Genomic DNA, 26,001 nt, shown 5'->3' on the forward strand with positions numbered 1-26,001 from the left:
ATTGAAGGAACCTTAATGCAAATCATGTAAGCGTATGAAAAAAAACTTTACGACTGTTGGTCAGATACTTAGGCAGCTGACAATGGCGGGGATCATTGTCACGGGCTTTGCAGGCCAGGCGCTTGCCACGCGGCCTGCCGAAAATGTTGTTTCAGTAATCGACCGGACTGTAACTGGCAAAATTCTGGCTGCCGAAGACAACACACCGATTCCCGGTGTGTCGGTAGTATTGAAAGGCAGTCGCAACGGTACCAATACCGATGCAGACGGATCATATAAAATCGATATTCCCGAAGACGGCGCAGTACTCGTATTTTCAGCAGTGGGATTTGTCACTCAGGAAATTGCGGTAGGCAACAGAAGTGTGATAGATATCACGCTGGCAAGTGACCTGAAAACGCTGGGCGAAGTGGTAGTTGTGGGTTATGGAACTCAGAAAAAGAGCCAGTTGACCGGTGCCATTTCATCAGTAGGTTCAAAGGAAATCGGAGAATTGCCGATTACCAATGCGCGCCAGGCTTTGCAAGGCCGTGCAGCGGGTGTGGACGTGGTACAGGCGAGCAGCAAACCTGGTGCCGGTCCTACTGTCAGGATTCGCGGAAGAAGGTCTATCAATGCTTCCAACGATCCGCTGTATGTAGTGGACGGTATCCCGCTGGCGGGTAACATCGACGATTTTAACCCCAATGATATTGCCTCTATGGAAGTATTGAAAGATGCTTCTGCAACTGCAATCTACGGTTCACGCGGCTCAAACGGGGTTGTCCTGATCACAACCAAGCGCGGTAAGCCGGGCAAAACGGTTGTGAGCTATGACGGCTACTACGGTTCTTCCAAAGAACTCGGAAAAATTGACGTAATGAATGGTCCCGAGTTTGCTGAGTACAAACGCGAGTCGAGAAGGGCTGTGATCGATGCAAAAACAGGCCTGCCGCTTTACCCTGCCGGACCAGCCACTGCCGAGGCTGATGCTAAATTGTTTGAGCCCATTGAATTGGACGGTATCAAGAACAACCGTACTACGGATTATCAATCTTACCTGCTGCGCCCCGGCCATATTCAGAGCCACCAGGTGGGTTTACAGGGTGGAAATGAGAAAACCCAGTTTGCCATTTCTGCCAACTACTTTAATGACAAGGGAATTATCTACAACCAGGACTTTACGCGTTACACTTTTCGCATTAACCTCGATCATCAGATCACCAAAAGGATCAAGATCGGGACTTCTACGTTGGGTGTATACAGCACAAGAAACGGGGAGAACTTCAACCCATTCGGCGGGGCGCTCGCGGAAAATCCATTGGGAAAACCTTACGACGACAATGGAAAGCTGATATTTCTGCCGACTACCGATGGTTTGAGAACCAACCCGATTGCTGAAATCGTACCAGGCGCTCAGATAGACCTGACCAAACGTATCAGGCTTTTCAACAGTATTTACGGAGAATGGACGATCCTGGAAGGTTTAAAATACCGCGTCAATTTTGGTCCTGACCTCAACAACCGCCGCATCGGACGTTTTGTGGGCAGCCAGACCAATGCACGACGCGGCGGAGATCCGACCGGTTTCCAGTTCAACGAATACCAGTTCAACTATACATTGGAGAACATTTTAATGTATAACAAACAGTTTGCAGGCAAGCATAACCTCGGTGTGACGCTGCTTCACTCGGTTCAGAAAGACGATTTGGAAACCAACACATTCAGTGTGACCGGGATACCAGCAGAGTCGCAGGAGTTTTACAACCTAGGCCAGGCAACGATTGTGAATGGAGTAGGCTCCAACCTCGCACGTTGGGTGCTGAACTCCTACATGGCGCGTGTCAACTACGATTATAATGAAAAATACCTGTTGACAGTTACAGGCAGGTACGATGGTTCATCGCGGTTTGGTGCAGATACCAAATACGGATTTTTCCCGTCGGTTGCACTTGGCTGGAACATCAGCAACGAGCCTGTCCTTAAAAACGTAAACTGGGTAGACGAATTGAAACTCCGCGCCAGCTATGGTTCTACGGGTAACACGGCCATCGATCCTTATCAGACGCAGGCATTGCTGAGCCGGACTTCCTATGCTTTCGGCGCGGCTGCCGGTTTCGGTTATGCACCGGGTACGCTAGGTAACTCATTGTTGAAATGGGAAACTACATCTACCGCCAACGTCGGTCTTGATTTCAGTGTTTTTAAAGGCCGGGTATCCGGTTCTCTGGAATATTACCAGGCAGATACCAAAGACCTGCTTTTGCTGGATCAGCTTCCGATCACAAGCGGTTTCAGCCAGGTACGCCGTAATGTAGGAAGTACACGGAACAGCGGTATAGAGGTAACATTATCCACTGTGAATGTGGATGCGCCAAACGGATTTCGCTGGAATACCGATTTTCAGCTGACGAAAAACAAGGAGAAAATTCTTGAACTCTTCAATGGAAAAGTCGACGATATCGGTAATGCGAGATTCATCGGCCAGCCGCTTACCGCTTATTTTGACTACAAAAAAATCGGTATCTGGCAGTTGAACGAGCTTGATGAAGCGAAGAAATACCAGAGTGCGCCGGGGCAGATCAAGATCCAGGATACAAATGGTGACGGCAAAATCGATCCGTTTGACCGTGTGATCCTGGGATCGCAGGTACCTAAGTTTTCTGCCGGTATGACCAACCGTTTCGAGTTCAAAGGTTTTGATTTGTCGATCTTCGTTTTTGCGAGATTTGGAAGTATGTTCCGCAGCTTGTTCCACCAGGACAATATGACGCTGGCAGGCCGCTATAACAACCTCGATATCGACTACTGGACTCCGGAAAACCCTACCAATGAGTTTCCAAGACCAAATCAAAGCCAGGAGTTTCCTCCGTTCCGTTCGACAGTACTTTATTTTGACGGTACATTCATTAAAGTGCGTAACATCAACCTGGGCTACAATTTCCCGTCCAAGCTGACAGAAAAAATGAAAATCGGCAGTCTGCGCGTATTTATGAGTGCCCAGCAGCCATTCATTTTCTCTGAATACAGAACCAAATACAAAGGGATCGACAATGAAACGGATGGGGATATCAACGCCGACCAGACACCGGCTGTAAGACAGATTACATTTGGTATTAACCTGAAAATCTAAGTTCAACTAGTCGCTTACTATTATAATTATATAGATATGAAGGCATTATTTCGATTTAAAGTACTACTGGCTGCAACGCTGTTGTTGGGGAGCCAATCTTGCAGCGACCTGCTGGAAGAGACTCCTATCTCGCAGGTAGGCAGCGAATACATCAATACGCCGGCTGGTTTTGAAGCAGCCGTCAAGGGGGTTTATTCTTCTCTCCGGAACTACTACGGAACTGAGGATGCTATGACATTAAGTATCTTCGGCACTGATACTTATACCATGGGAGCCGATGGTTCTTTCAAGTTTGTCAACCAGTATACCTCGCAGATCGACGGCAGGCTGGCGGTGACCAATGCGATCTGGAACAGCTTTTATCCCGCGATCAATACTGCTAACATCGTTATCGATGTGTCGCCGAACATTACTGGTCTGGATCCGGCTTTGGTGAAGCGCCGCGTGGCTGAGGTGAAATTTTTGAGAGCGCACCATTACTTTATTTTGGTTCAAATGTTCGGACCGGTTTCGCTTGTTACGAAAGGGAACCTGGTGGCTAACAAAGAATTCAACCGCGCTCCTGTTCCCGAGATCTATGCACAGATCATTTCCGATCTTGAATCTGCATTGCCCGATTTAGGATTGGCAACATCTGATTACGGTCGCGTCACAAAAGCGGCTACTGAGCATTTGCTGGCAAGAGTTTACCTTACCAAAGCCACATCAGAAGCCAAAGCGGCAGATGATTACGTAAAAGCGACTACCTATGCGCAGAATGTGATCAAAAATTATTCATTCTCCCTGCTGCCGGATTTTGCAAGTGTTTGGGTACAAGGCGGAGGCGAGATCAATAATGAGGTCATTTTTGCGACGCAGTATACTTCCGATCCATTGACGAACGGAATTGGAAACCGTACCCACCTCTATTTTGGTATGGAATACGATACCCAGGCGGGAATGCAGCGTGACACCGAAAACGGACGTCCGTTCAAACGCTTCAAACCGACTACTTATATGTTGGAAACCGTTTTTGCGCCCGCTGATCGTGTGAATGATTCCCGTTACAAAAAGACATTCAAGGATACCTGGAAGAGCAACAAGCCGGGCACGTATACTAACCTGTTTGATACATCCAAAAAGCAGCTGACATTTGCATCCGGTGACACAACGATCTTCATTCCAGGCTATGAAATGTCGGAAGCTGAACGTGCAAAACGGCCATATCAGGTACTTACGCCAAGTTTGTACAAGGCGAATTTGTTTCCTGTGCTGAGAAAGTTCCTCGATGCACTTCGTCCGGACAGGACTTACGAGCAGGGTAGCCGCGACTTTTTGATGTTCCGCCTGGCTGAAACGCATTTGATAGCTGCGGAGGCGCTTATTCGTCAGGGTAAAAATGCAGAAGCTGCCGAGCACATCAATGTTGTTCGTCGCCGCGCAGCCTGGCCTGGCAAAGAAACCGCAATGGAAATTACGGCTGCAAAAGCAACAATGGACTTTATTATGGAAGAGCGCGAGCGCGAGCTGGCTGGCGAAATGTTCCGGTGGTTTGACCTGAAACGCTGGGGTAACCTTGTGGAGCGCGTGAAGCTGTACAATCCTGACGGCGCTGCCAATATCAAGGAGTTCCATAACCTGCGCCCCATTCCCCAGGATCAGATCGACCGTACTGCCGGCGGCCCGTCTGCCTATCCGCAAAATCCGGGATATTGAGGAAACGCTGTTTGAAACTGACCTTTAATTTAATGCAAGATCAAAGAGGAAAGTCCCTGATTCAGGGGCTTTCTTTCTTTATACAGTCTATACTTGTGAACCGACTTTTGACCAAATATTAAATCATGGATATGAATGCTACAAACCGCCGCGACTTCATTAAAACCGCAGGGATAGCAGCCGCAACTTTGCTTTCTGCCAGCTCCCGGGCCGAGTACCTGTTGAAAAAGGGAGATATCAGGATCGCATATTCCTCTATTACCTGGGGCGGAAAGGACGAGCAGGCTATTACGGAACTGGCCGGACTGGGTTTTCGTGGAATCCAGCTGCGCGCTAACACTTTTGGGCCTTACCGCAACAAACCTTCGGAGCTGAAAGCCCTTTTGGAAAAGAACAACCTGACACTCGCCATGTTTTCTAGTGGCAATGTAGAAACGGACCCTGCAAAGCTCCAGAGTACTATTGACACGCACGTGGCGCACGCCAGCTTTGTGAAAGCGCTCGGCGGCAATGCATTACAGTTAACCAACAGTCTTCGCCCGAAAGACAGGCTTCCTACCACGGAAGAGCTGAAGAAGCTCGCTGAGGTAATGAACGAAATCGGTAAACAAACGGCAGACCTGGGTGTGCAGGCGGTTTACCACAACCACATGAACCAGCTTGGGGAAACGCCGGAAGAAGTGGATGTGATCGTACAGGCAATGAATCCAAAATACATCAAGTTGCTGCTGGATATTGCGCACTATAAGCAGGGTGGCGGCGAGCCGCAGGACGCGGTTATCAAATACAAAAACATCCTGCATTCACTGCATTTGAAGGATACCAAGCCGGCAGAGACTAAAAACGGATACAAATTCGTAGAGCTGGGGCAGGGCAGGGTAGACGTTCCGGCTGTATTTGCTTCCCTCGAAAAAATTAAATTCAAAGGTTGGGCCGTAGTTGAGCTTGACGGGGTGCCGGATCCTGAGAAGTCGCCGCTGGTTTGCGCCGAGATCAACAAAAAGTATATTACGGAAAGCCTGAAATATCCATTGTAAGTCAGCAGGATTCATGTTCTTGCAAATCCGGCAGCGGGTTTCTTTATGCATTTGCTGGCCCGAATCGTTTTTGTAGGGGTAGTTATTGAAATAAATCGTTTAAATGTGCAGGTCGGGAGGACACATTCGTTAGTTTGCCCATCGATACAACAATTCCTTTTTTAAGATGAAAAAAATCAAAATCGCCTTCATCGGGCTGCTTTCGCTGGCTGCATTCTCGCCCGCATTCTCTCAGAAAACAAAGGGCGGCTGGCAGAATCTCTTCAATGGGAAAGACCTTACCGGCTGGAAGCAACTGAATGGACAGGCTAAATACGAAGTAAAAGACGGCGCCATTGTGGGCACTTCTGTAATGGGCACACCGAATTCTTTTCTCACAACCGAAAAAGATTATGGTGACTTTATCCTGGAAGTGGATGTGAAGGTAGATAACAAGCTGAACTCCGGGATACAGATCAGAAGTTTGTCAAAGCCGGATTACCAGAATGGCCGCGTTCACGGATATCAGGTTGAAATTGACCCGAGCGACCGGGCGTATTCAGCCGGGATTTATGATGAGGCCCGCCGTGGCTGGCTGTACCCGCTCGACCTGAATCCGGATGCAAAAACGGCCTTCAAGAAGGAGCAATGGAACAAATACCGTATTGAGGCCATCGGAAATTCTATCCGGACCTTTCTGAACGGTGTAGCTGTGGCGCACGTGATCGATGATGTGACGCCGAGCGGCTTCATTTGTCTGCAGGTGCATTCCATTGGAAGTAAGGATCTGGAAGGTACGCAGGTAAGCTGGAAGAATGTCCGCATTCAAACCACGAACCTGAAACCAAGTCCCGCTTCCAACATCCGCATTGTGAACCTGATCCCGAACGCACTGGATGCTGCGGAAAAGGCGCAGGGATGGTCATTGTTATACGATGGAAAGTCAGCGGATCAATGGCGCTCTTACGGTGGCACCGACTTCCCGTCCAAGCGCTGGGGCTACAATGATGGTACAATCACAATCTCGAAGTCAGACGGATCAGAGACTGGAAATGACATTGTTACCAAAAAGCTGTACGGTCCTGCATTCGAGTTTGAATTTGAATTTAAGCTGACCGAAGGAGCCAACAGCGGCGTAAAGTATTTTGTAGACCAGAAATTCAATTCCAAAGGGAAATCAGGGATCGGCTGCGAATACCAGGTACTCGACGATGAAAAACATCCCGACGCGAAACTGGGTAAAAATGGCAACCGTACCATCGCTTCTTTTTACGATGTGATACCCGCCGACAGACCTAAAAACGCTGTTAAGAAGATTGGTGAATGGAACCAGGGGCGCATTGTGGTGCAAAAAGATGGTATCGTGCAGCACTTTCTCAACGGGTACAAAGTGGTGGAATATGTGCGTGGCTCGCCGCAGTTCAAGGATTTTGTAATGAGCTCCAAATTCAAAAATTTCGAAGGATTCGGAATGTCGCAGCAGGGAAATCTGCTGTTGCAGGATCATGGCGACAATGTTTCTTTCCGCAGTTTGAAAGTGCGTGAGCTTTGAAAATGACGGTTTGAAAAAAGATTGAAAATTACAGTAGATAATCTGACAAGTCCTATTTACAACTGATTGCCGTCGCAATCGGATCTGACAATTAAAATTAACCTTTTAATAAAATGACAAGCAGAAGGGAATTTCTCAAAAATACAGCACTGGCATCTGCGGGTGTGGCCGTCGGTGCGAATGCTTTCAGTGCAGCCAGCTACCGTCGTATCCTTGGCGCGAATGACCGCGTTCGTGTTGGTATCATAGGGTTTTCAGACCGTTTTCGCAGCTCACTGGCACCCAGCTTTTCTGATCATGCCAAAGAATTGAATTTCGAGTTCATGGGTGTGTCCGATCTCTGGAACCGCCGCCGCGACGAGGCAGAAGCTTTCATGAAAGGCAAACCTTATGCTTCCAATGAGTTCGTAAAAGCGCGCAATAATGAAGAATTGCTGGCCCGCAAGGATGTGGATGCCGTCATCATCAGTACTGCCGATTTTCAACATGCATTGCATTGCGCCGAAGCAGTGAAATCGGGCCGCGATGTGTATGTGGAAAAACCTTTTGCCGAAACACTCGAAGACGCGAAAGTGGCATTGAAAGCAGTGGAGGCTTCCAAGCAAATTGTACAGGTGGGATCACAGCGCCGCAGCGCACCCAACTATTGGGCTGCTTATGAATATATCAAATCCGGAAAATTCGGTGACATTACTACGGTGGAAATGACTTGGAATGTAAACCAGCCTGGCAGGTGGAGGAGAAAAGAGCTGGTATCCCAGATCAGAAAAGAAGATACAGACTGGACTAGATTTTTGATGAACCGCCCGAAGGTAGAGTGGAACCCCCGCTACTATCTTGAATTCCGCCTTTTCTATCCATATTCATCTGGTATCCCCGGACAATGGATGGCGCACCAGATTGATACTGTACACTGGTTCTCAGGCCTGGATGCGCCGCGAAATGTGGTGGCAAATGGCGGGATCTATACCTGGAAAGACGGCCGCACGAATGTAGATACGTTCAGCGCCGCATTCGAGTACGGACCTTTTGACGATAAAAGCAAAGGATTCCAGGTGATCTATTCTTCCCGTTTCAACAATGAAGCAGGAGGGGTGAAGGAATATTACTACTCAAATGGTGGTATGATTAACCTGGATACCAACAAGATCACACCGGAAGGCGGCTTGAAGGCGAAAGATGCTAAGTCAATGGGATTAGAAGCCAACCTCCTTCCTGAAATGTCCTTAAAAACAGGCGATAAGATCGCGACAGATGCCAATACTGGCGCCGATCCGATGACTTCCCTGCACATGCGCAACTGGATGGAATGTATCCGCAGCCGCAAAGAGTCAAATGCGCCGGCGCGGGTTGGGTTCAACCACTCTGTTGCGAACATTATGGCGACACAGGCGCTGCACACAGGCAAACGTGTAAGCTGGGATAACAAGAAAAAGGAGATCGTTTTAAGCTAGGTATTGGTCTGTTTTGGTTTCAACAACTTAAATGCATTGACGGTGAAATTTAAAAAAACGGGTTTAATACTGGCAACACTTTCGTTAACCGCACTCGCCGGCGTGGCAAGCGCTCAAAAGGTAGACCTGATCAGAAATGAGAAGGAGAAGAAAGTGGATGTGAAAATCGACGGTAAGCCTTTTACCTCTTACTATTATCCGGGTGAAAGTGTCCTGAAAAAGGCGGTTCTTTATCCTGTTCACACGGCCAAAGGTACGGTCATCACAAGAGGCTGGCCGCTCGATCCGCGTGCCGGCGAGCGGGTAGATCACCCGCATCATGTGGGGATCTGGCTGAATTACGAAGATGTGAACGGAAATGATTACTGGAATAATTCAGATGCGGTAGACCACGCAAAACGTGCTTATGGTACGATACTGCATACCGGCATTACTTCGGCAAAAGGGGGCAAAGACAAAGGCGAACTGACTGTTACCGCCGACTGGGTTGATAAAAACGGTACGCTCACTTTGAAAGAAGTTACCAAATATACTTTCAGTGGCAAAGGCGACCACCGTTTGATCGACCGCAGTACTACATTGACTGCTGTACTGGATGAAGTTGCGATGCCCGACATCAAGGACGGAATGTACGCGATCCGTGTGGCGCGCGAACTGGAACTTCCTTCCAACAAGCCGGAGATTTTTACGGATGCAAGCGGCATTGCCACCAAGGTACCTGTCATGAACAATGAGGGAATTACCGGCAACTACCGCAACAGCAATGGAATTGAGGGAGAAGCTGTGTGGGGCAAGCGAGCTATCTGGTGCAACCTGACCGGCAAGATCAAAGACGAAAACATCAGTGTCGCAATCATTGATCACCCCAAGAACGTGGGTTACCCTGCTTACTGGCACGCTCGTGGCTACGGTTTATTTGCTGTAAATCCGCTTGGTATGAAGGCTTTGAGCGACGGAAAGGAAGTGCTGAATTTCAAACTTAAAAAGGGCGAGTCTACTACATTTCGCTACCGTATAGTAATTGCTTCCGAGCATTTGAAAGATGCTACCTTGAATGACCTCGCAGCAGCCTACGCGAAAACAGAATAGCGTTTATCTTGCAGAAATAACTAACAAGAGCTCCGGTTATGCCGGGGCTTTTTTGTTGAATATCGCATTCGGCAACGAGAGTATCATTCAGTGCGATCCGCAAAAATCTAACTACGAGGCTTTTTGATCTCTCGCGTGGAATGATTAGATTAGTTAAACTTACAGATAAATGAGCAAACCGGTGAAAAGCAAGACTAGGTAGGAAAGTCGGAAATTAGTGCTTCTGAGAAGAAAAGAATTATCAGCGACCATTTCAAGAGAAAGGCGGAAGAGGTTCGTGAGCTTATCAAAAGAAATCCAATTCCAGATACTTTTCTTGAAATCGGTCACGAAAGTCAGATTGAAAAGCCGGTGCAGACGAATTTAGAAAAGAAGCAAATTCAAATGAGAGAGACTTTAAGCCAATTTCCTTTTTCGTTTGATAAAAGTAAAAGCTAAAAATGCCTTCACAAATCTACATTGCGATGCTCCGGGGAATTAACGTGAGCGGGAAGAATATGATCAAAATGCCCGCTCTTGCGCAGCTTTTCACAGAGCTCGGCTTGGGAAATGTTAAGACGTATATACAAAGCGGGAACGTACTTTTTAGTGGTAAAGGTACGTCTGAGCAGGAGCTCGCAGCGGAAATCAGCGCGGGGATCAAGCGTGTTTTCGACTTTCAGGTAGAAACACTTGTGGTCAGTCTGCCAACTTTAAAGGCAGTTCTGCAAGGTAACCCGTTTATCAATGAAAGGAATGAGGATGTCGCCAAGCTGCACGCGACATTCCTGTACCAACTCCCCGATTCCGGGCAACTGGCCAAGATTGACCCTGGTAAGTTCTTGCCTGATGAATTTATGCTTGTAGGCGAAACCATCTATGTTTTCTGTCCTGAGGGGTATGGACGGACGAAACTGACCAATAACTTTTTTGAAAACAAGCTGAAAGTCACGGCAACTACCCGGAACTGGAAGACAGTTACGGAGCTTGTCAGGCTAGCGCAGGAAATGGAGGCAGAGTCCTAGTACTTTGATAGGGACGGAAGAAGTCGTATTCTTGACTTCCAAAACTCGCTTATTGCAGTAACCGACCGCATTTCCTTCCAGTATATGAAAGACAATTCAAGACGCAAATTCATTCAGAATGTAAGCCTGGCTTCGCTGGCATCTGTTTCGCCCCTGGCTGCCGAGCCGGAAAGGACTAAAGAGCTTTTCATTCATCACGTATTCTTTTATCTCAAAGACCCTAACAACGCCCAGGATGAGGCGAAGCTGCTGGAAGGATTACACAAACTGGCGAAAGTACCTACCATTCAATATGTGCACATCGGCAAGCCCGCCGAGACAAGCCGTTCTGTGATCGTTCGCGATTATACATTTTCGTGGATGTGCTTTTTCAAAAACATCATTGAGGAAGAGATATACCAAACCCACCCGATCCACCTCGACTTTATCAAAGAGTATTCACATTTATGGGAAAAGGTGGTGGTGTACGATTCAGTTGGCCCGAAGAAAGTAGGGTAACTGCAAAAGGAGCCTTTTAGCTACAAAACTTCACCTTCATGATCTTTAAAACGTTCTTGTCCAGGATCTGCACAATTTCAATGATCCTTTCTGTTGTGCAGGTTCAGAAACCTCTTTTTGCCCAGCATACAAGTGACGAGATCCGCCTTAATCAGGTGGGTTTTTATCCGAATGGTCCCAAGCTGGCGATCGTTTCGGGCGACAAGTATACCGACTTCAGTGTGCTTAATGCAAGCTCGGGCAAAGTGGTTTTTAAAGGTAAACTCGGGCCGCAGCTTACCAGTCAGCATTCTGGGAAAGTGACCCGGCCTGCCGATTTCACAAGTGTTGTCAAGCCCGGAAAGTACGTGATCGCGCTTTCGGGAACAGTGAAGTCTGCCCCTTTTGAGATTAAGAAGAATGTTCATAAAGGTGTGGCGCAAGCTTCATTAAAGGGCTTTTACTACCAGCGTGTGTCCGTCGATTTACCCGAAAAATATGCCGGTAAATGGGCGAGACCGGCGGGCCACCCCGACACCAAAGTGCTCATTCATCCTTCGGCAGTATCCGGGGACAGGCCTGAGAATTTCGTGATCAGTGCTCCGCGGGGCTGGTATGATGCCGGTGATTACAATAAGTATATCGTCAATTCGGGCATTACAGTGGGCACTTTGCTGTCGCTGTACGAAGATTTTCCACTCTATTTTGAAAATTTTAACACCAACATTCCCGAAAGCAACAACTCGGTACCCGACCTGCTTGACGAGGTGCTATACAACCTGAGGTGGATGCTGGCTATGCAGGATCCCGCCGATGGGGGAGTGTACCACAAGCTGACTAATCCGCGTTTTGACGGAATGATCATGCCCGATGCAGCCGACAAGCCGAGATACGTAGTTCAGAAAAATACGGTTGCTACCCTTGACTTTGTTGCCGTTATGGCGCAGGCCGGACGTATTTTCAAGAACTTTGAAAACAAACTGCCGGGACTTTCCGACTCCTGTCTGGTAGCCGCTGTGAAAGGCTGGGAATGGGCTAAAAAGAACCCCGATGTATACTATAATCAAAATGAGATCAATGCAAAATTTGATCCGGACATAGTTACAGGCGCCTACGGAGACAGAAGTGCAGCCGATGAATGGATCTGGGCGGCCAGTGAAATGTATGCAACCACAGGAAAAGCAGACTATCTCAAAGGTGTGGACATGAAATTCGGGGTGCCTATGCCGCTGCCTACATGGAGTATGGTACAGGCGCTGGGATACTATACGCTGTTGCGTACGGCCGAGGATCTTAAAACAGAAGCGGCGGTTGTGGATCCCGTAAGAAAGAGTGTTACTGCATTCTCCGACGAGCTTTTGAAAGAACTCGAAAAACAGCCTTACAACACGGTAATGGGCAAGAATGCAAAGGATTATTCGTGGGGCAGCAGCTCTGTGGCGGCTAATCAGGGAATTGCATTACTCTACACATTCAAGCTCACGAAAGACAGGAAGTACCTGCTAGCCGCGCTTGGTAACCTCGACTACCTGCTGGGCAGGAATGCCACTACCTACTGTTTCTTGACAGGTTTTGGATCAAAAAAAGTAATGCACCCGCATCATCGCCTGTCCATTGCCGACGGGATCGCCGATCCGGTACCCGGACTTTTGTCTGGCGGGCCGAACCCGGGGCAGCAGGATAAATGCACTACTTATACCAGTAAGTTTGCCGACGAATCCTTTACGGACGACGATTGTTCCTATGCATCCAATGAAATAGCAATCAACTGGAATGCGCCAATGGTTTATCTGTCGGCAGCAATAGAGGCATTAATGGAAAAGTAGTTATTTGACGGGAACAGTAGGTGGGGTTTCATTATAACCCTTCTTGCCTGTCATATTTTCCTCTTCCGATTCTTTGATCGCTTCTTTTTTCAGCGTTTTTTGAGGTTTGGCGCTATCATCTTCGTGCTTCGCTTCGCCTTTTGGTCCCGGACGTGATGGTGAGCTTCCTTCGATATCCTTTTCGTTTTCTTTTTCTTGCGCGTTCATAGTTTGTTTGCTTTTTCATGTATTTAGCAAAATTCATTCCTGCCTATACGCGACGGCGCGGAAATTTAGGGGAATGAAAAAGATTGGTCGTAACAACCTTCATTCAAAGTACTACAATATTCATTTTACAACACATCCAGCTTATGAGTATGCTTGAATCATTTTCGCAGATCCGGAACTTGTTGAAAAACATTGACATTGCCGCATTGAACAAACTTTCCAGGAAAGTTGACTTGAACCAGCTGATGGGAGTTGTTTCAAAAATGAGCGAGGAGGATCTGGGGAAAATGTTGAAATTCATGCAGGCAGGTTCGGGTAAGAAAAAGGCACTGCCGGTTGTAAATGGGGACTTTTATGAACTGACTGATACGCTGCAACCCGAAGAAAAGCTGATCCAGCTGAAAGTGCGTGAGTTCACGGAAACAGAGATCAAGCCCATTGCAAACCACTATTGGAACAATGCCCAGTTTCCAATGCACATTATTCCATTAATGGCGAAGCTGGATATCTGCGGTTTGACCTATAAAGGGTACGGTTGTGCCGGGAAGTCGGCATTGCTGGAAGGCTTTATCGCTATGGAAATGGCGCGTATTGACTCATCCATTTCCACATTTTTCGGTGTGCATAGCGGACTCGCGATGGGTTCTATCTACCTCTGCGGCTCCGAAGAACAAAAGCAATACTGGCTGCCCATCATGCAGAAAATGCAGGTTATCGGCGCTTTCGGGTTAACCGAGCCGGAAGTCGGCTCGGGTGCGGCTGGCGGATTGACCACTACCTGCAAAAGAAATGGCGATGAATGGACGATCAATGGTCAGAAGAAATGGATCGGTAACGCCACCTTCTCTGATATCACAATCATCTGGGCGAGGGATCTGGACGATAATCAGGTAAAGGGATTTATCGTGAAAAAAGAAAATCCCGGCTTCAAAGCAGAGAAAATGCAGGACAAAATGGCTTTGCGCACAGTCCAGAACGCATTGATCACACTTACAGACTGCAAAGTCCCGGAAACTGACAGGCTGCAAAACGCGAACTCTTTCAAGGATACAGCAAACGTACTGCGGATGACGCGGGCCGGTGTGGCCTGGCAGGCGGTTGGCTGCGGCCGCGGTGCTTATGAGCTTGCATTAAAATACACAATGGAAAGAAAACAGTTCGGTCGCCCCATTGCGGGGTTCCAGCTGGTACAGGACCTGCTCGTTACAATGCTGGGAGATCTTACCGCTATGCAGACGATGGTTTTCAGGCTCTCTCAATTGCAGGATACTGGCGTACTTACCGACGAGCACGCGTCCCTGGCAAAAGTATTTTGCACGCTCCGCATGCGCTCCATTGTTGATCACGCACGTGAGCTCTTCGGAGGAAATGGTATTTTGCTGGAATACGATATTGCCCGTTTTGTAGCCGATGCAGAGGCGATATATTCTTACGAAGGTACCAAGGAGATCAATTCGCTGATTGTTGGTCGGGCGATTACCGGTGAAAGTGCTTTTGTATAATGACAAAAATGGTTGTGGCGCTTAATTAAGATTTAAGCCCACAGCCAGCCCTATATAAGGTTTTCCATGGTAAATCCAGCTGTCGCGGTTTTTGTCAAGAAGGTGGTCCAGTCCGCCGATGATACCGAATGTAATCTGATTTAACCCCATCAGTACCGCCACGCCTTTCGACCAGACCAGCCCGTCGTACTCAATATTAATCGCATTGTTGGTAACCCACGGGTTCATAGCTGTTACGCCAAGACCCGTAATCAGTCCCGCCGAAATTCCGTAATGCTTTACATCCTGCGTGACCCTGCCGATCGGGTTCTTTTTGTAAGAGAGGCGGTAAATATCTGAACGGTATCCAAGGTAAACGACCCCATTTACATTGTTGCTGAACTGCTTCGGAAACGATTCAGCAGTAGGACGAAATTTGAGCGGAATCGTGAGGATATCTACATCAAAACCATTCTGCCAGTACTTATTTGCCCCGAGCGTTTCCTTGTCTGACTTCTGCGGATAAGACTTTTTCTGCATGGTGGTACTTTTCAGGTCCATTCTTTTCCAGCCTTTCTGCAGGGAATAGACCACGATGGAATCTTCGGTATTTTCAATGTAAACCTGCCGGTTCTTTCCTTTGAGCTCGGTATGATAAACGCCGTCTGCGAAATTGAACTTCGGACTGTCTTTCGCACTCCTGCAGCTGTAAATCAGGGAAGTGGCAACAATAATTAAAAGTGAGCGGATCAGCATTATGGCATTTTTAGCGTAATAGGTAAACATTTGTCTCATCCCTACTGATTTTACAGCCTAGATAAGGGGATACACGCAATCTTCTACTTGATGTCGCAAACACCCCCTCTTATTGCCGTATCCACACAGCGTTCCGAGTACGCGGGGATAGTAGTTTTGTATTGTCAAAGCATTTAAATAAAACACTCAAACTCCTGAAATCATGGAAGCAACATTTGGCAGTGAGCCTGTAAAAGCCAGGTCTTCGAAAGGTGTATTGGCAGGTAAAATCATCAGTACTTTGTGCGTGTTATTCCTTCTTTTTGATGCGATCATGAAAGTAATCAAAGAGCCGCATTCCATTGAGGGATCCGCGCAGCTGGGCTGGCCCGTGGATCAGGTACAAAGTATTGGAATTGTGTTGCTGCTGAGTACGATATTGTACATCATCCCGCGTACAGCAGTGCTGGGAGCCATTTTGATTACGGGCTATCTCGGAGGGGCAATCGCGATTATGGTGCGTGCGGGACAGCCGCTGTATTTCGCACTAGTATTCGGAATCCTGGTGTGGGTTGGATTGGGCCTGCGGAATGATCAGGTAAAAAGAATGCTTTTATCCAGATAGAATCAACAACCTGATCTCATTCTTAAAGAAACAACCGGATGTTGCGCAGCGCGGGCAAGTTAACCCGCCCGCAACTGCTCAACTTCCTGAATTGCCTGCCGCTGTTGCGGCATAATAATCTCAAATCACGCTAAAAAGCATTATTTAGCCGGGGTAATCACGATGTTACGGTATTCCACCGGACCGTGGTCGCCCTGAATGTACAGTGGTCCCGGCTCTCCTTCGTTGCTGTCCAGCGCTCCGCCGGTAATGCCCGGGATTTCCTGGTTACTGATCACCGTTTTGCCATTTGCCACGAGCGTCAGCATTCTGCCGATCAATGTGATATCGTAGGAATTCCACTCACCAGCGTCTTTGGCAACCATTTCACTCGGAGCAATAAATCCGTAAACCGATCCCATTTGATCTAGCGCAGGCTCCATTCCTTTGCTGTCGGTTACCTGCACCTCGTATCTGCCTCTCAGGTAAACCCCGCTGTTGCTTCCTTTCGGAATGCGGAACTCGATGTGCAGCTTGAAGTCGCCGAATTTCTGGTCAGTGATCAGGTTAGCGCCTGATTTAGGGCTGCGCAAAATACCGTTTTCGGCGACCCATTGATTTTCGCCTCCTACTGCATGCCAGCCTTTGATTTCATTGCCGGCAGTGAGCTTCACAGGGGTACCCCACGCGGGAGTTCCTTTTCCGCGGAGTGCAGGAGCGCGAACTCCTTTCCAGGTGTAGGTTTTTCCTTCCGGAGTGGTCATTGAGCCGCTCAGTGTTTCGCCTGATATAGTACCTTCGACGGTCAGGTTCTTGTCACCGCGCTCCCATTGTGGGGGGATCTCGAATTTAAATTTCCCATCAGCAAATTGTACCTCTGCAATGGGGCGGGCGCTGCCGGAGAAGCTGGTAAACTGTCCAACCAATGTTTTGGTACCAGAGTGGCGTACTTCAAGCCAGGACGGGGCAGGCTTGCCGTCTCTGTCCACGGTAATGTCCCAGCGGCCTTCCAAAGGTGAGGCGAGTGGTTTTGCTTCCAGCGGCGCAGCGGCAATGGAAGCGGCGGATAATGCAAGGCAGAAAAGCCTTTTCAGGTTAAGTCGGGATAATTTGATCATTGTATTGTGAATATTAAGAAAGGTCAATTTATGGATAAATTTCCAGAAAAATCTTGCGATCTGTTGCTGGAATGTAGCTGGTACTTCGTCCGGCGCTTTATTATAAAAACAACCGGAATTGCTTTTGATGCAGATCGACTTTGTGTAGATTTGAAGAAATGCACCTCATAATGAAGAGTCTTGATAAAAGTTTCCTTGACGACCTGGCAAGGATCGAGCAAATTCCGATAATCCCCAAAATGCTTGAAGTGATCTGCAAATCAACCGGAATGGGATTTGCGGCAGTGGCGAGGGTAACAGATGAAAAGTGGCTGGCATGCAGCGTTCGGGATGAAATCGAATTCGGCTTGAAGCAGGGCGAAGAGTTGCCGCTGGAAACGACAATATGTAACGAAATCAGGCAGCGCCACGAGCTGGTAGTTATCGATAATGTGGATGAAGACGGTATTTACTGCAATCATCACACTCCCCGAACTTACGGTTTCAAAAGCTACATTTCCGTTCCGATTTTCCTGAGAAACGGACAGTTCTTTGGCACGCTCTGCGCCATTGATCCCAAACCGGCCGCACTCAGCGACGTGAAGACAGTAGGTATGTTTGAAATGTTCACAGACCTGATTTCATTCCATTTACAAAATATAGAAGCTGTTGAAAAAAGCAGGCAGGCAGTGAGCGACCTGAACCACCAGCTTGCAGATTCCATTAATATCAATCATCAGTTCCATTTCATTTCTAATCACAATCTGCAGGAGCCGCTGCGCAAAATGCGTGTGTTTACGGGAATGCTCATTGACGCTACTGATAAAAACGATACTTCTAAAGCCCGGATTTATGCCGAGAAAGTCGATACCTGCGCACAGCAATTTTCCTCTATTGTTACCGAGCTTTCCGAATTCACCGAGCTGTACAATGAGACGAATTTCGAAGCGGTGAATCTGAACGATGTGGTATCAGAAGTAACAGAGCTGCTATCTCCGAGGCTTGAAGCAGCGGGTGCCAGTGTGCAGGTGAGCGCGCTTCCTACCGTAATTGCAAACCGTTTTCAAATGGCGCAGCTATTTAGTAACCTGATCACCAATTCAATGCAGTTTCCTAAAACAGATGGTGCGCATTTGATAGAGATTTCCACCAAAATCCCGCAGGAAAACAGCGCGGCAGACCGGCTGGGAAAAGGGAAAGAAATGGTAGAATTACAGATTCAGGACAATGGTTCAGGGTTCTCAGAAACGCACCTGGAACGAATTTTCGATATTTTCTCAAAATTCCCCGGCTACAAAAGCGGGCAGACAGAGGGTAACTCTCTTGCTTACTGCCGTAAGATCGTGAGCAATCACGGAGGCCGCATTACTGCCCAGTCAGTAGAAGGAAAAGGGACGCTCTTTGTGGTGATGCTTCCTCTAAAAAGACGCCCCGCGGCGAGTCATTAACACTTACCACAGGGCGAAACCCACTAAATAATCCTATGAAATGTTAACTGATGCGAGCCTATAATCCGCGGCCGGTCTGATGCTGTAATTCATCGATTTTTTTCGAAGCTTCTGCTTTAGTCAGCTTATCGTCAAATTCAACTCCTGCTTCGTCCGAAAGCGTTTTCAGATAAGATTGCTGTGCGCCTGTCATCGGTTCGTCGCCGGTTGTCCATTGATCAGGATCTTTCACGGTATTAGAGCCTTTGAGTGCCGCAGCGTCATTTGCTTCATTTTCTTTTTGACTCGATTGGTTTTTGTCTGAAGTAGCCATTTTGTTGATGTTTTTTCTAACTACAAACAAAAAAACCGAGCCAGTCAGCCGGCCCGGTCTATTGTAAAAAAGAGAATGTTAGCCCATTGCATTGGGATCAGCTGTGACTAGGAAAGTTGATCATCCAGTTCACCCCGTATTTGTCCTGAAAGCTGCCGAAATAATCACCCCAGAAAGCATCTTCCATTGGCATCTCAATCTTGCCGCCTACCGAAAGGCCATTGAAGAGACGATCAGCCTCTTCGCGGTTGTCAGCAAACACGGAAATGTAAGCATAGTTGCCCATGCTGAGCGTGTGGCCTGCGGAAGGCAGGATATCGGATGCCATCAAAACGTCATCCTTACCAATTGGAAGCGAGATATGCATGACGCGGTTCCGCTCATTTTCAGGAAGCTGCTCGGTTCCGGGCATTTCCGACATGCGGTTTACAGCCATGAATTCACCACCGAATACAGATTTGTAAAAGGTAAAAGCCTCTTCTGCATTGCCATCGAAGTTGAGGTAAGTGTTAATTTTCGGCATGATGAGAATGTTTTGGTTGACAGGTTTTGTTTCAGTTTTGGAAAACCAAAATTAAGCTGCCTTCTCAAACCAAATCGTCCCTAAAAGGGACATTCGCGGGGGGCGGTTGGGACAACGATTGCCGGGTTGTGTAATATGTATTTGGCGTGAATGCCAGTTTTGCCAGCTGTATTGCTGTCTAGCTTTTTTTCAAAAACTTGAACAGGATTTTGTTAACGATTTCCAGCAACACCCGGAAACTGTTCGGTTTTACGAAGAAATCGTCTGCGCCAGCTGCTAAGGCTTTCTTTTTTAGGTCAGGATTGTCAGAGGTAGATAGCATTACTGTCGGCAATGCAGCCAGTTCCGAATCTGATCTGATTTCCTTGATGGCTTCAATACCGTTCATTTTTGGCATATTCATATCCACCATCACCACGGTGTTAGAAAGGTCATCGGAGTCTTTCACATTTTCCAGCAGCTCCTTTCCGTCCTCCGCCTCAACCACCTTCACATTTGCATTCGCCTCTTCCAGTGCATCCTTAATCAGCATTCTATCGTCTTCGTCATCATCTGCAAGATGGACTGTCTGACCTTCTTCCATATCGTATTTGTATTTGATACAAAATTATCAAATAATCTCAATTGTTGATCAAGCCAAGATTAAGTTGACAATAGAGCGATCTGGGGCAGATTATGTGACAGTTTTCAGTGCTTTAAACCTCTTCTGGCGAACGTTGTTTGACCTTCCTGTTTCTGACGCGACTGAATATAAACCAAAGAAAAGGAACGATCAGCAGAAATGGCCATATGCTGATCATGGTCAGAGAGAAGGCACGAAGGTTATCCCAGCCTTCTGAAAAAGAAATGCCAAGCTCCTGCATGAATGACGATGAGCCACCGCTAACTGTGTAGAACTCAATCTGCAGCGTCGCATATTGTACCTGGTCTTTCAAGAGTTTCAGTTGTCCTTCGGTTGCCTCAATTTCTGTCCTGATGGCGCCGAGCTCTTTTTCAATCGCCAGAATGTCGGCTACGGAAGATGCTTTTGCAAGCAATTGCTTGTAACGGTTTTCAATATCCTTCTTCGTTTTCAGCCGGGCCTCGCTATCGATGTACTCTGCCGTCACATCCCTGACCCTGATTTCTTTCTTGTCAAAATGGCTGATTCCTTTTGTGGCGGCATTTATGAAGCTGTCAAACCGGGCAGCGGGTATCCGCACCAGCATCACATAATTGATCCTGTCGTGAGATTTGGTCTGCTGATCGGTTGCGATATAAGCCTCATTTGCCGCAGCGGCCGTGGTAATTTGCTTTCTTGTGTTTTCCGGATTGGTGGTTTCAAATGCAAGCTCACCTTCCCTGATCAGCTTGCGTGGGATCGCAGCATCGTTTGCAGACGCAGGTTTTACCCCATTTTCGCTGGGCACCTTCGGAGGCGAAGCAGGCATTTCAACTTGAAAAGCAATGTCCTGCGCATTCTCATTCTGCTGAGAGCACCCTGCAAGCAGCAGTACAAAAAACAAGATCAGATTTTTCATAGGGCTATTATATAATTTAATTAAATATAAAGATTGTTTGTTTTTGTGAAAATACTCCTGATATACTTTTTTTTTCGGCGTTCGTCAATTGATCCAATGTAGCTGTTGGTGTGCGATAAATTTAGTAGCTTCGATATATGAAAGCGAAAGAAAAAAGTGCATCAGGACGAGCTTCAAGAAGTAATCCATACCTAACTAAGCGCTTGCTGATCAGTCGTGCACAAAGCGCGGGGAGGGCTGCTGCCAAGGAAGCAATGCAGATCATGGGCTATGTAGTAACCGTGACAGACGGGTGGGTCGTGAAACGCTTTGCGGACGGATCTGTTGAGAAAATCAAGGAGTTGAAAGGTTAGCCAAAATTGAAAGACAACAACACACTATCACATCAAGAACTTCGTCTCCGTATTTTCGCTGGCCCAAATGGGTCAGGAAAAAGCACCGTCATAAAGTCAATTGGTGAGACAGTAGTTAACGGAAAGCCACTTTATTTGGGTATCTACGTCAATGCAGATGATATTGCCGTCGCAATCAGAAAAGGCACATTTACCTTTTCTTCTTATGAAGTGGAGAGTACAAAGGAAGAAATCCTGGACTTTGCCGGTGAATCAGGACTTCTGAATCCCAAGTTCAACATTCAGGAGCTTAGCCACTCGTTTGAACTTAGCGGGCTAAGGGTTATAATCAAACGCCCACCTAATTGCGAGAGGCTTGCACAAATTGTTGCCCGTTTTCTGCGGGAAAAGCTGCTGGCTGCAAAAAGGCGTTTTTCATTCGAAACCGTTTTCTCACACGAATCTAATTTGGATATCATGAGGCGCGCATCCGAGATGGGCTACAAAGTTTATTTATACTTTGTGTCTACGGAAGATGCCGAAATAAACAAATACCGTGTTGCACTCCGGGTTAAGAAGAAAGGACATAGTGTGCCTGCGGATCGCATTGAAAGCCGGTATTACCGATCATTAGGGTTCGTGCGACAAGCGAACGATATCGCTTATCAGGCATTTTTCTTTGATAACTCAATAGACAATGCACCATTTCGGCTCGTCGGCCACTTTCGGAAGGTAGGTGATGAGAAGGTTTGGGATGAAACGGATCTGTCGAATACCGCTGGCTGGTTTAACAAATATTGCATTTAGACAAGCCCCTTTCATTTGCACAGCTCCTCCTTCCTTTATTATCTTCGTAGTAGAAACCCGGAAGACATGATTAGCAAGATTTTTACTTTCCTCGTATTGGCAATGTCCAATATTCTCCTCTACTATTTAGTGATCGTTCTTGAACCGCAGGCTGACTATCGCGCCATGTTTATTGTGGTAAGAGCTATGCTGGTAACAAGCATCCTCATGCAGATTTTGACTGCAACCGGCTTCATGAAAGAAGAAAAGCTCTGGTAAATCACTCGCTGCGCAAACTTTTTACAGGATTCAGCAAGGCTGCTTTAACGGCCTGGTAACTCACCGTGACCAGCGAAACTGCGATTGCCAATAAACCGGCGCCTGCAAATATCCACCAGGGCATGTTGGTATGGTAGGAGAAGTCACTTAACCACAGCTGCATCGCATACCAGGCTACCGGTATCGCAATTACGATCGAGATCAGCACCAGCAGCATGAATTCCCGGGAAAGCAATGCAGTAATGCTCATCACCGACGCGCCAAGTACCTTTCGTACACCTATCTCCTTCACCCTGTTCTCAGCCATGTAAGTGGCAAGGCCGAAAAGTCCCAGGCAGGATATGAAAATTGTCAGGCCTGCAAATAACCCCGTCAGTGTCGCAATGCGGCGGGTATCCTCATATTTCAATGCGTAATCTTCGTCGACAAAGTGGTATTCAAACGGATAGTCTGGGTTGTGGCGGCGGAAAACGGCTTCAATGGCCTTTACATGTTCCGCAGTTTCGGCACTATTGCTGAGCTTGATGTTTATCACATTGAAACTGCTTTGTGCGCCTTCGATTACCATTGGCCTGAGATGTTCGTAAGGAGAACCAATTAGAAAATCCTTTACAACACCCACCACGTGGTACGCCAGCTCGCCGTCCTTTACAATCTGCCCGATGGGATCTTCAATGCGCATTACCTTGACGGCAGATTCGTTCAGCAGCATAGCCGAAGAATCTGACGGGAATTTGGTGAGGTCCATATCGCGGCCTGCAATGAGCTGCAATCCCGCCGTTTTCACCAGATCTTCATCCTCGCTAAACCGGTCGAAGTCAATTTTATCAGCCGGATTTTTACCTTTCCATTCAATTCCCCAGGTATCACTGTTAATGTAACTGAGCGGAGAAGCTGTTTTAGTCATCGACGCAGCCACGCCGCTACTTACCAGTTCGCGTTTGATCTGGTCATAGTTCTTTTCAAGATCACCCGTTATCCAGTGAAATATAATTTGTCCGCGGTCGTAACCCGCATTCCGGTTTTGCGCGTGGCGGATTTGTCTTACAACCACCAGCGTAGAAATAATAAGTACAATTGCAAAGCTGAATTGAATGACAACCAAAACTTTCCGCGGATTGACCGTTGCATTGGTTCTCTTGAAAGTACCTTTCAGTATCTCGATCGGTTTAAAGGAAGATAGGAAAAATGCAGGATAACTGCCGGCAATAAGGCCCGTAAGCAGCACGAAGGAGAGCAGCGCCAGCCAGAAAGCAGGGCTCGTGGATGGGAGTTGCAGATTTTTACCAATTAATGTGCCGAATGCAGGCAGCGTAAGCACAACAGCTACAAATGCGATTAACCCCGCGACGAAGGAGATCAGTATTGATTCTCCGATAAACTGCCCGACCAGCCAGGATTTATTGGCGCCGGCCGCTTTCCTGATACCTACTTCCTTGGCGCGTTTTTCACTTCGGGCCGTGCTGAGGTTCATGAAATTGATGCAGGCGATAAGCAATATAAAACCAGCTATAATGCTAAAAAGGCGCACAATAACAATGCGTCCACCTACTATTTTACCATTTTCAAAATTGGAGTATAAATGCCATTTATGGATCGGATGAAGAAAAATTTCATTCTCCTCGGTGCGCGCAGAATGCCTGATTGTAACATCCCTGATCTTTTGATCCAACAATGCAGGATTTGTATGGGGTTTGAGCTGTAAATAAGTCTTCACCGAATTATTGCCCCAGTGTTCGTCGTACTCGCCTGTCTTTTTCAGGTAATCCCAGGGGAGCAGAAATTCGAAAGTGAAAGCAGTATTGGTGGGCAGGTCTTTCATAATGCCCGTCACCGTGAAATTATCCTTATCTATCGTAATGACCTTGTTCAATGCATCCTCGGTACCGAACATTTTAACAGCCATCCTCTGGGTTATTACGATCGAGCCTGCATTGCTGAGCGCTGTTCGTACGTCGCCTTGTAAAAGCGGGAAGTCGAACATGGTCAGAAAAGCAGCGTCCGTAACCATTGCTTCGCTCGATATCTTCTTTTCGCCTGCTTTCGTTACGTACCAGCGCGAATGGTTGCGTGACATCGCGGCAATTTCAGGAAATTCTTCTTTGAGCGTGGTGCCCAGGATCTTGGGCGTACCATCCCAGCACTGTAATTTACCGTCGAACGTTCCCCGGTTCCACGCCGTATAGAGATACGGCGCATTGCGGTGAAACCGATCATAGCTTACTTCATTGTAGATCCACAGAAGGATAAGAATGGCGCTGGCCATTCCCACAACAAGGCCCAGGATGTTGATAGCAGAGAATCCCTTGTTACGCAGCAGGTTTCTTACAGCAATCTTGAAATAGTTTTTGATCATGGCTAACAGATGATAAGTAAAACCGGGGTATGTTTTCCGCAGAAAAAAGACCTGTTGTTTACATTGTTGCTGATTTTACTAAAATATCTGGCCAAATGTTATTCTGCTGAAAAACAGTAGGTTATTTGGTTCTGATTGTCTGAAATCGTTCGTTTATGAACAAGGAACGTCCAGTAGGGAACGCGTGAATATTTTGAATTCAGCCCAGCCCGCAAAAGGATCGTATGCAAAATTCGTATAACCGTATCTACTATAAAGCTTCTTTGCTCACAGGCGAACGAAAGTATAGGAAACCAAGGATTCCGGTTGGCACGGGATTTGAAATGTAACCGTTGTCCAGGTTAATTAACTGGGTCGGTTGCCTTCCCGGCAGTACGATTTCCGGGTACAACCGAAATCATTTTTAATCACTTTACTATTATGAAAAAATTATTATTTGCTGCGGTACTGTTCCTGTCCGTACAATCAGCATTCGCACAATCATTCAGCATCGGCCCAAAAGCAGGGTTAAACATCAGTAACTATACCGGCGGTGACATTCAGTCTGACGCTTTGGTAGGTTACCATCTCGGCGGTATTATCAATTACGGATTTGGAAAGGTATTCTCTCTGCAACCAGAAGTTTTGTTCTCCACACAAGGTGCGAAAGTTGACAGAAATGGAAATAAGTCTGATTTCAAAATCAGCTACGTTACCGTTCCGGTGATGTTCAAGTTCAAAACAAATGGCGGCTTCTACGTAGAATTCGGACCGCAGGCTGGTTTCAGGACTTCATCCGATATTCCTGATCAAACGATCAACAACTTCGCTAAAAACCTGGATCTGGCAGCGGCAGGTGGTATTGGATACCAGTCGCCGATCGGACTTGGAGTTGGCGTTCGCTATGTAGCAGGTCTTTCCAAAGTGGGAGATTTCACTGGTCAGAACATCAATCCTGATTTCAAAAACAGCGTGATCCAGGCCAGTTTATTCTGGGCGATCCCGCTGGTTAAGTAATCAAATTGGATTCTCAAAGAGAACGGACAGGCTAATCAGCCTGTCCGTTTTTTTATGTAGTTAGCTTTCAATCCGGTACACCTGCCTGTTCGTTCGGCT

General features: G+C 47.2%; 24 protein-coding genes. 16 read left to right on the plus strand and 8 right to left on the minus strand.

Going from position 1 to position 26,001, the window contains the following annotated elements; genetic code table 11:
* Positions 1–34 precede the first annotated feature (34 nt).
* From AC1XTG_RS20645 to AC1XTG_RS20685, 9 genes are all read left to right on the plus strand, one after another.
* A complete protein-coding gene (locus AC1XTG_RS20645) occupies positions 35–3,112 on the plus strand; it encodes a SusC/RagA family TonB-linked outer membrane protein (protein ID WP_229238619.1) in 3,078 nt (1,025 codons plus the stop codon).
* 36 nt (positions 3,113–3,148) lie between these two features.
* A complete protein-coding gene (locus tag AC1XTG_RS20650; protein WP_484843258.1) occupies positions 3,149–4,807 on the plus strand; it encodes a RagB/SusD family nutrient uptake outer membrane protein in 1,659 nt (552 codons plus the stop codon).
* 125 nt (positions 4,808–4,932) lie between these two features.
* The gene (locus tag AC1XTG_RS20655; RefSeq protein ID WP_409012513.1) at positions 4,933–5,844 is read left to right on the plus strand and encodes a sugar phosphate isomerase/epimerase family protein; all 912 of its coding nucleotides are present in this window, start codon (positions 4,933–4,935) and stop codon (positions 5,842–5,844) included.
* 166 nt (positions 5,845–6,010) lie between these two features.
* Positions 6,011–7,375, plus strand: coding sequence for a 3-keto-disaccharide hydrolase (locus tag AC1XTG_RS20660; RefSeq protein WP_484843259.1), 1,365 nt, complete (start codon positions 6,011–6,013; stop codon positions 7,373–7,375).
* Between the two features lie 113 nt (positions 7,376–7,488).
* Positions 7,489–8,829, plus strand: coding sequence for a Gfo/Idh/MocA family protein (locus AC1XTG_RS20665; RefSeq protein WP_484843260.1), 1,341 nt, complete (start codon positions 7,489–7,491; stop codon positions 8,827–8,829).
* 42 nt (positions 8,830–8,871) lie between these two features.
* Positions 8,872–9,918 carry a DUF6807 domain-containing protein gene (locus AC1XTG_RS20670; RefSeq protein WP_484843261.1) on the plus strand — a complete coding sequence of 349 codons (1,047 nt, stop codon included), beginning with the start codon at positions 8,872–8,874 and terminating at the stop codon, positions 9,916–9,918.
* Positions 9,919–10,358: 440 nt separating this feature from the next.
* Positions 10,359–10,922: a DUF1697 domain-containing protein gene (locus tag AC1XTG_RS20675; RefSeq protein WP_484843262.1), complete on the plus strand. Its 564-nt coding sequence runs from the start codon at positions 10,359–10,361 to the stop codon at positions 10,920–10,922.
* An 84-nt stretch (positions 10,923–11,006) separates the two neighbouring features.
* Positions 11,007–11,420: a Dabb family protein gene (locus AC1XTG_RS20680; protein ID WP_484843263.1), complete on the plus strand. Its 414-nt coding sequence runs from the start codon at positions 11,007–11,009 to the stop codon at positions 11,418–11,420.
* A 38-nt stretch (positions 11,421–11,458) separates the two neighbouring features.
* Positions 11,459–13,225, plus strand: coding sequence for a glycoside hydrolase family 9 protein (locus AC1XTG_RS20685; protein WP_484843264.1), 1,767 nt, complete (start codon positions 11,459–11,461; stop codon positions 13,223–13,225).
* On the opposite strand, the gene AC1XTG_RS20690 is transcribed toward AC1XTG_RS20685, so the two are convergent.
* Positions 13,226–13,432, minus strand: coding sequence for a hypothetical protein (locus tag AC1XTG_RS20690; RefSeq protein ID WP_056284030.1), 207 nt, complete (start codon positions 13,430–13,432; stop codon positions 13,226–13,228).
* A 143-nt stretch (positions 13,433–13,575) separates the two neighbouring features.
* Here AC1XTG_RS20690 and AC1XTG_RS20695 point away from each other — a divergent pair, with 143 nt between their 5' ends.
* Positions 13,576–14,934, plus strand: coding sequence for an acyl-CoA dehydrogenase family protein (locus tag AC1XTG_RS20695; protein ID WP_484843265.1), 1,359 nt, complete (start codon positions 13,576–13,578; stop codon positions 14,932–14,934).
* A 21-nt stretch (positions 14,935–14,955) separates the two neighbouring features.
* Here the strand turns inward: AC1XTG_RS20695 and AC1XTG_RS20700 are convergent, their stop codons facing one another.
* On the minus strand, positions 14,956–15,708 hold the full coding sequence (locus AC1XTG_RS20700) for a hypothetical protein (protein WP_484843266.1): 753 nt from the start codon (positions 15,706–15,708) through the stop codon (positions 14,956–14,958).
* A gap of 163 nt (positions 15,709–15,871) precedes the next feature.
* On the opposite strand from AC1XTG_RS20700, the gene AC1XTG_RS20705 reads away from it, so the two are divergent.
* Complete coding sequence (locus AC1XTG_RS20705; protein ID WP_056284021.1) at positions 15,872–16,273, plus strand: DoxX family protein; 402 nt, start codon at positions 15,872–15,874, stop codon at positions 16,271–16,273.
* Positions 16,274–16,413: 140 nt separating this feature from the next.
* Here the strand turns inward: AC1XTG_RS20705 and AC1XTG_RS20710 are convergent, their stop codons facing one another.
* Positions 16,414–17,370: a 3-keto-disaccharide hydrolase gene (locus AC1XTG_RS20710; protein WP_439554936.1), complete on the minus strand. Its 957-nt coding sequence runs from the start codon at positions 17,368–17,370 to the stop codon at positions 16,414–16,416.
* Between the two features lie 170 nt (positions 17,371–17,540).
* Here AC1XTG_RS20710 and AC1XTG_RS20715 point away from each other — a divergent pair, with 170 nt between their 5' ends.
* Complete coding sequence (locus AC1XTG_RS20715; RefSeq protein ID WP_484843267.1) at positions 17,541–18,797, plus strand: sensor histidine kinase; 1,257 nt, start codon at positions 17,541–17,543, stop codon at positions 18,795–18,797.
* A gap of 58 nt (positions 18,798–18,855) precedes the next feature.
* Here the strand turns inward: AC1XTG_RS20715 and AC1XTG_RS20720 are convergent, their stop codons facing one another.
* The 4 genes from AC1XTG_RS20720 to AC1XTG_RS20735 all read right to left on the minus strand — a co-directional run bounded on the left by AC1XTG_RS20720 (position 18,856) and on the right by AC1XTG_RS20735 (position 21,153).
* On the minus strand, positions 18,856–19,110 hold the full coding sequence (locus AC1XTG_RS20720; RefSeq protein WP_056284013.1) for a DUF3072 domain-containing protein: 255 nt from the start codon (positions 19,108–19,110) through the stop codon (positions 18,856–18,858).
* 97 nt (positions 19,111–19,207) lie between these two features.
* Positions 19,208–19,633: a VOC family protein gene (locus AC1XTG_RS20725; RefSeq protein WP_056286342.1), complete on the minus strand. Its 426-nt coding sequence runs from the start codon at positions 19,631–19,633 to the stop codon at positions 19,208–19,210.
* Positions 19,634–19,811: 178 nt separating this feature from the next.
* Positions 19,812–20,216: a response regulator gene (locus AC1XTG_RS20730; RefSeq protein WP_056284010.1), complete on the minus strand. Its 405-nt coding sequence runs from the start codon at positions 20,214–20,216 to the stop codon at positions 19,812–19,814.
* 112 nt (positions 20,217–20,328) lie between these two features.
* The gene (locus AC1XTG_RS20735; RefSeq protein WP_484843268.1) at positions 20,329–21,153 is read right to left on the minus strand and encodes a DUF4349 domain-containing protein; all 825 of its coding nucleotides are present in this window, start codon (positions 21,151–21,153) and stop codon (positions 20,329–20,331) included.
* Between the two features lie 137 nt (positions 21,154–21,290).
* On the opposite strand from AC1XTG_RS20735, the gene AC1XTG_RS20740 reads away from it, so the two are divergent.
* From AC1XTG_RS20740 to AC1XTG_RS20750, 3 genes are all read left to right on the plus strand, one after another.
* Positions 21,291–21,506: a hypothetical protein gene (locus tag AC1XTG_RS20740; protein WP_056284005.1), complete on the plus strand. Its 216-nt coding sequence runs from the start codon at positions 21,291–21,293 to the stop codon at positions 21,504–21,506.
* Between the two features lie 6 nt (positions 21,507–21,512).
* Positions 21,513–22,292, plus strand: coding sequence for an ATPase (locus tag AC1XTG_RS20745; RefSeq protein ID WP_484843269.1), 780 nt, complete (start codon positions 21,513–21,515; stop codon positions 22,290–22,292).
* A gap of 66 nt (positions 22,293–22,358) precedes the next feature.
* A complete protein-coding gene (locus AC1XTG_RS20750) occupies positions 22,359–22,550 on the plus strand; it encodes a hypothetical protein (protein ID WP_031529117.1) in 192 nt (63 codons plus the stop codon).
* 1 nt (position 22,551) lies between these two features.
* Here AC1XTG_RS20750 and AC1XTG_RS20755 read toward each other — a convergent pair whose 3' ends face one another.
* On the minus strand, positions 22,552–24,906 hold the full coding sequence (locus AC1XTG_RS20755) for an ABC transporter permease (RefSeq protein ID WP_484843270.1): 2,355 nt from the start codon (positions 24,904–24,906) through the stop codon (positions 22,552–22,554).
* 420 nt (positions 24,907–25,326) lie between these two features.
* Between AC1XTG_RS20755 and AC1XTG_RS20760 the strand changes: the two genes are divergently transcribed.
* Positions 25,327–25,902 (plus strand): porin family protein, encoded by a 576-nt coding sequence (locus AC1XTG_RS20760; RefSeq protein ID WP_056283998.1) that lies wholly within the window; start codon positions 25,327–25,329, stop codon positions 25,900–25,902.
* Positions 25,903–26,001 lie beyond the last annotated feature (99 nt).

This window comes from Dyadobacter sp. HNCC25DJ183 (assembly GCF_056895175.1).

What these genes read in the sequence shown, in the direction of transcription:
- AC1XTG_RS20705 (WP_056284021.1), top strand. Translation starts at nt 15,872, where the DNA reads ATGGAAGCAACATTTGGCAGTGAGCCTGTAAAAGCCAGGTCTTCGAAA.
- AC1XTG_RS20700 (WP_484843266.1), bottom strand. Translation starts at nt 15,708, where the DNA reads ATGAGACAAATGTTTACCTATTACGCTAAAAATGCCATAATGCTGATC.
- AC1XTG_RS20655 (WP_409012513.1), top strand. Translation starts at nt 4,933, where the DNA reads ATGGATATGAATGCTACAAACCGCCGCGACTTCATTAAAACCGCAGGG.
- AC1XTG_RS20715 (WP_484843267.1), top strand. Translation starts at nt 17,541, where the DNA reads ATGAAGAGTCTTGATAAAAGTTTCCTTGACGACCTGGCAAGGATCGAG.
- AC1XTG_RS20760 (WP_056283998.1), top strand. Translation starts at nt 25,327, where the DNA reads ATGAAAAAATTATTATTTGCTGCGGTACTGTTCCTGTCCGTACAATCA.
- AC1XTG_RS20675 (WP_484843262.1), top strand. Translation starts at nt 10,359, where the DNA reads ATGCCTTCACAAATCTACATTGCGATGCTCCGGGGAATTAACGTGAGC.
- AC1XTG_RS20730 (WP_056284010.1), bottom strand. Translation starts at nt 20,216, where the DNA reads ATGGAAGAAGGTCAGACAGTCCATCTTGCAGATGATGACGAAGACGAT.
- AC1XTG_RS20695 (WP_484843265.1), top strand. Translation starts at nt 13,576, where the DNA reads ATGAGTATGCTTGAATCATTTTCGCAGATCCGGAACTTGTTGAAAAAC.
- AC1XTG_RS20710 (WP_439554936.1), bottom strand. Translation starts at nt 17,370, where the DNA reads ATGATCAAATTATCCCGACTTAACCTGAAAAGGCTTTTCTGCCTTGCA.
- AC1XTG_RS20680 (WP_484843263.1), top strand. Translation starts at nt 11,007, where the DNA reads ATGAAAGACAATTCAAGACGCAAATTCATTCAGAATGTAAGCCTGGCT.
- AC1XTG_RS20645 (WP_229238619.1), top strand. Translation starts at nt 35, where the DNA reads ATGAAAAAAAACTTTACGACTGTTGGTCAGATACTTAGGCAGCTGACA.
- AC1XTG_RS20660 (WP_484843259.1), top strand. Translation starts at nt 6,011, where the DNA reads ATGAAAAAAATCAAAATCGCCTTCATCGGGCTGCTTTCGCTGGCTGCA.
- AC1XTG_RS20725 (WP_056286342.1), bottom strand. Translation starts at nt 19,633, where the DNA reads ATGCCGAAAATTAACACTTACCTCAACTTCGATGGCAATGCAGAAGAG.
- AC1XTG_RS20740 (WP_056284005.1), top strand. Translation starts at nt 21,291, where the DNA reads ATGAAAGCGAAAGAAAAAAGTGCATCAGGACGAGCTTCAAGAAGTAAT.
- AC1XTG_RS20755 (WP_484843270.1), bottom strand. Translation starts at nt 24,906, where the DNA reads ATGATCAAAAACTATTTCAAGATTGCTGTAAGAAACCTGCTGCGTAAC.
- AC1XTG_RS20735 (WP_484843268.1), bottom strand. Translation starts at nt 21,153, where the DNA reads ATGAAAAATCTGATCTTGTTTTTTGTACTGCTGCTTGCAGGGTGCTCT.
- AC1XTG_RS20690 (WP_056284030.1), bottom strand. Translation starts at nt 13,432, where the DNA reads ATGAACGCGCAAGAAAAAGAAAACGAAAAGGATATCGAAGGAAGCTCA.
- AC1XTG_RS20685 (WP_484843264.1), top strand. Translation starts at nt 11,459, where the DNA reads ATGATCTTTAAAACGTTCTTGTCCAGGATCTGCACAATTTCAATGATC.
- AC1XTG_RS20750 (WP_031529117.1), top strand. Translation starts at nt 22,359, where the DNA reads ATGATTAGCAAGATTTTTACTTTCCTCGTATTGGCAATGTCCAATATT.
- AC1XTG_RS20720 (WP_056284013.1), bottom strand. Translation starts at nt 19,110, where the DNA reads ATGGCTACTTCAGACAAAAACCAATCGAGTCAAAAAGAAAATGAAGCA.
- AC1XTG_RS20665 (WP_484843260.1), top strand. Translation starts at nt 7,489, where the DNA reads ATGACAAGCAGAAGGGAATTTCTCAAAAATACAGCACTGGCATCTGCG.
- AC1XTG_RS20650 (WP_484843258.1), top strand. Translation starts at nt 3,149, where the DNA reads ATGAAGGCATTATTTCGATTTAAAGTACTACTGGCTGCAACGCTGTTG.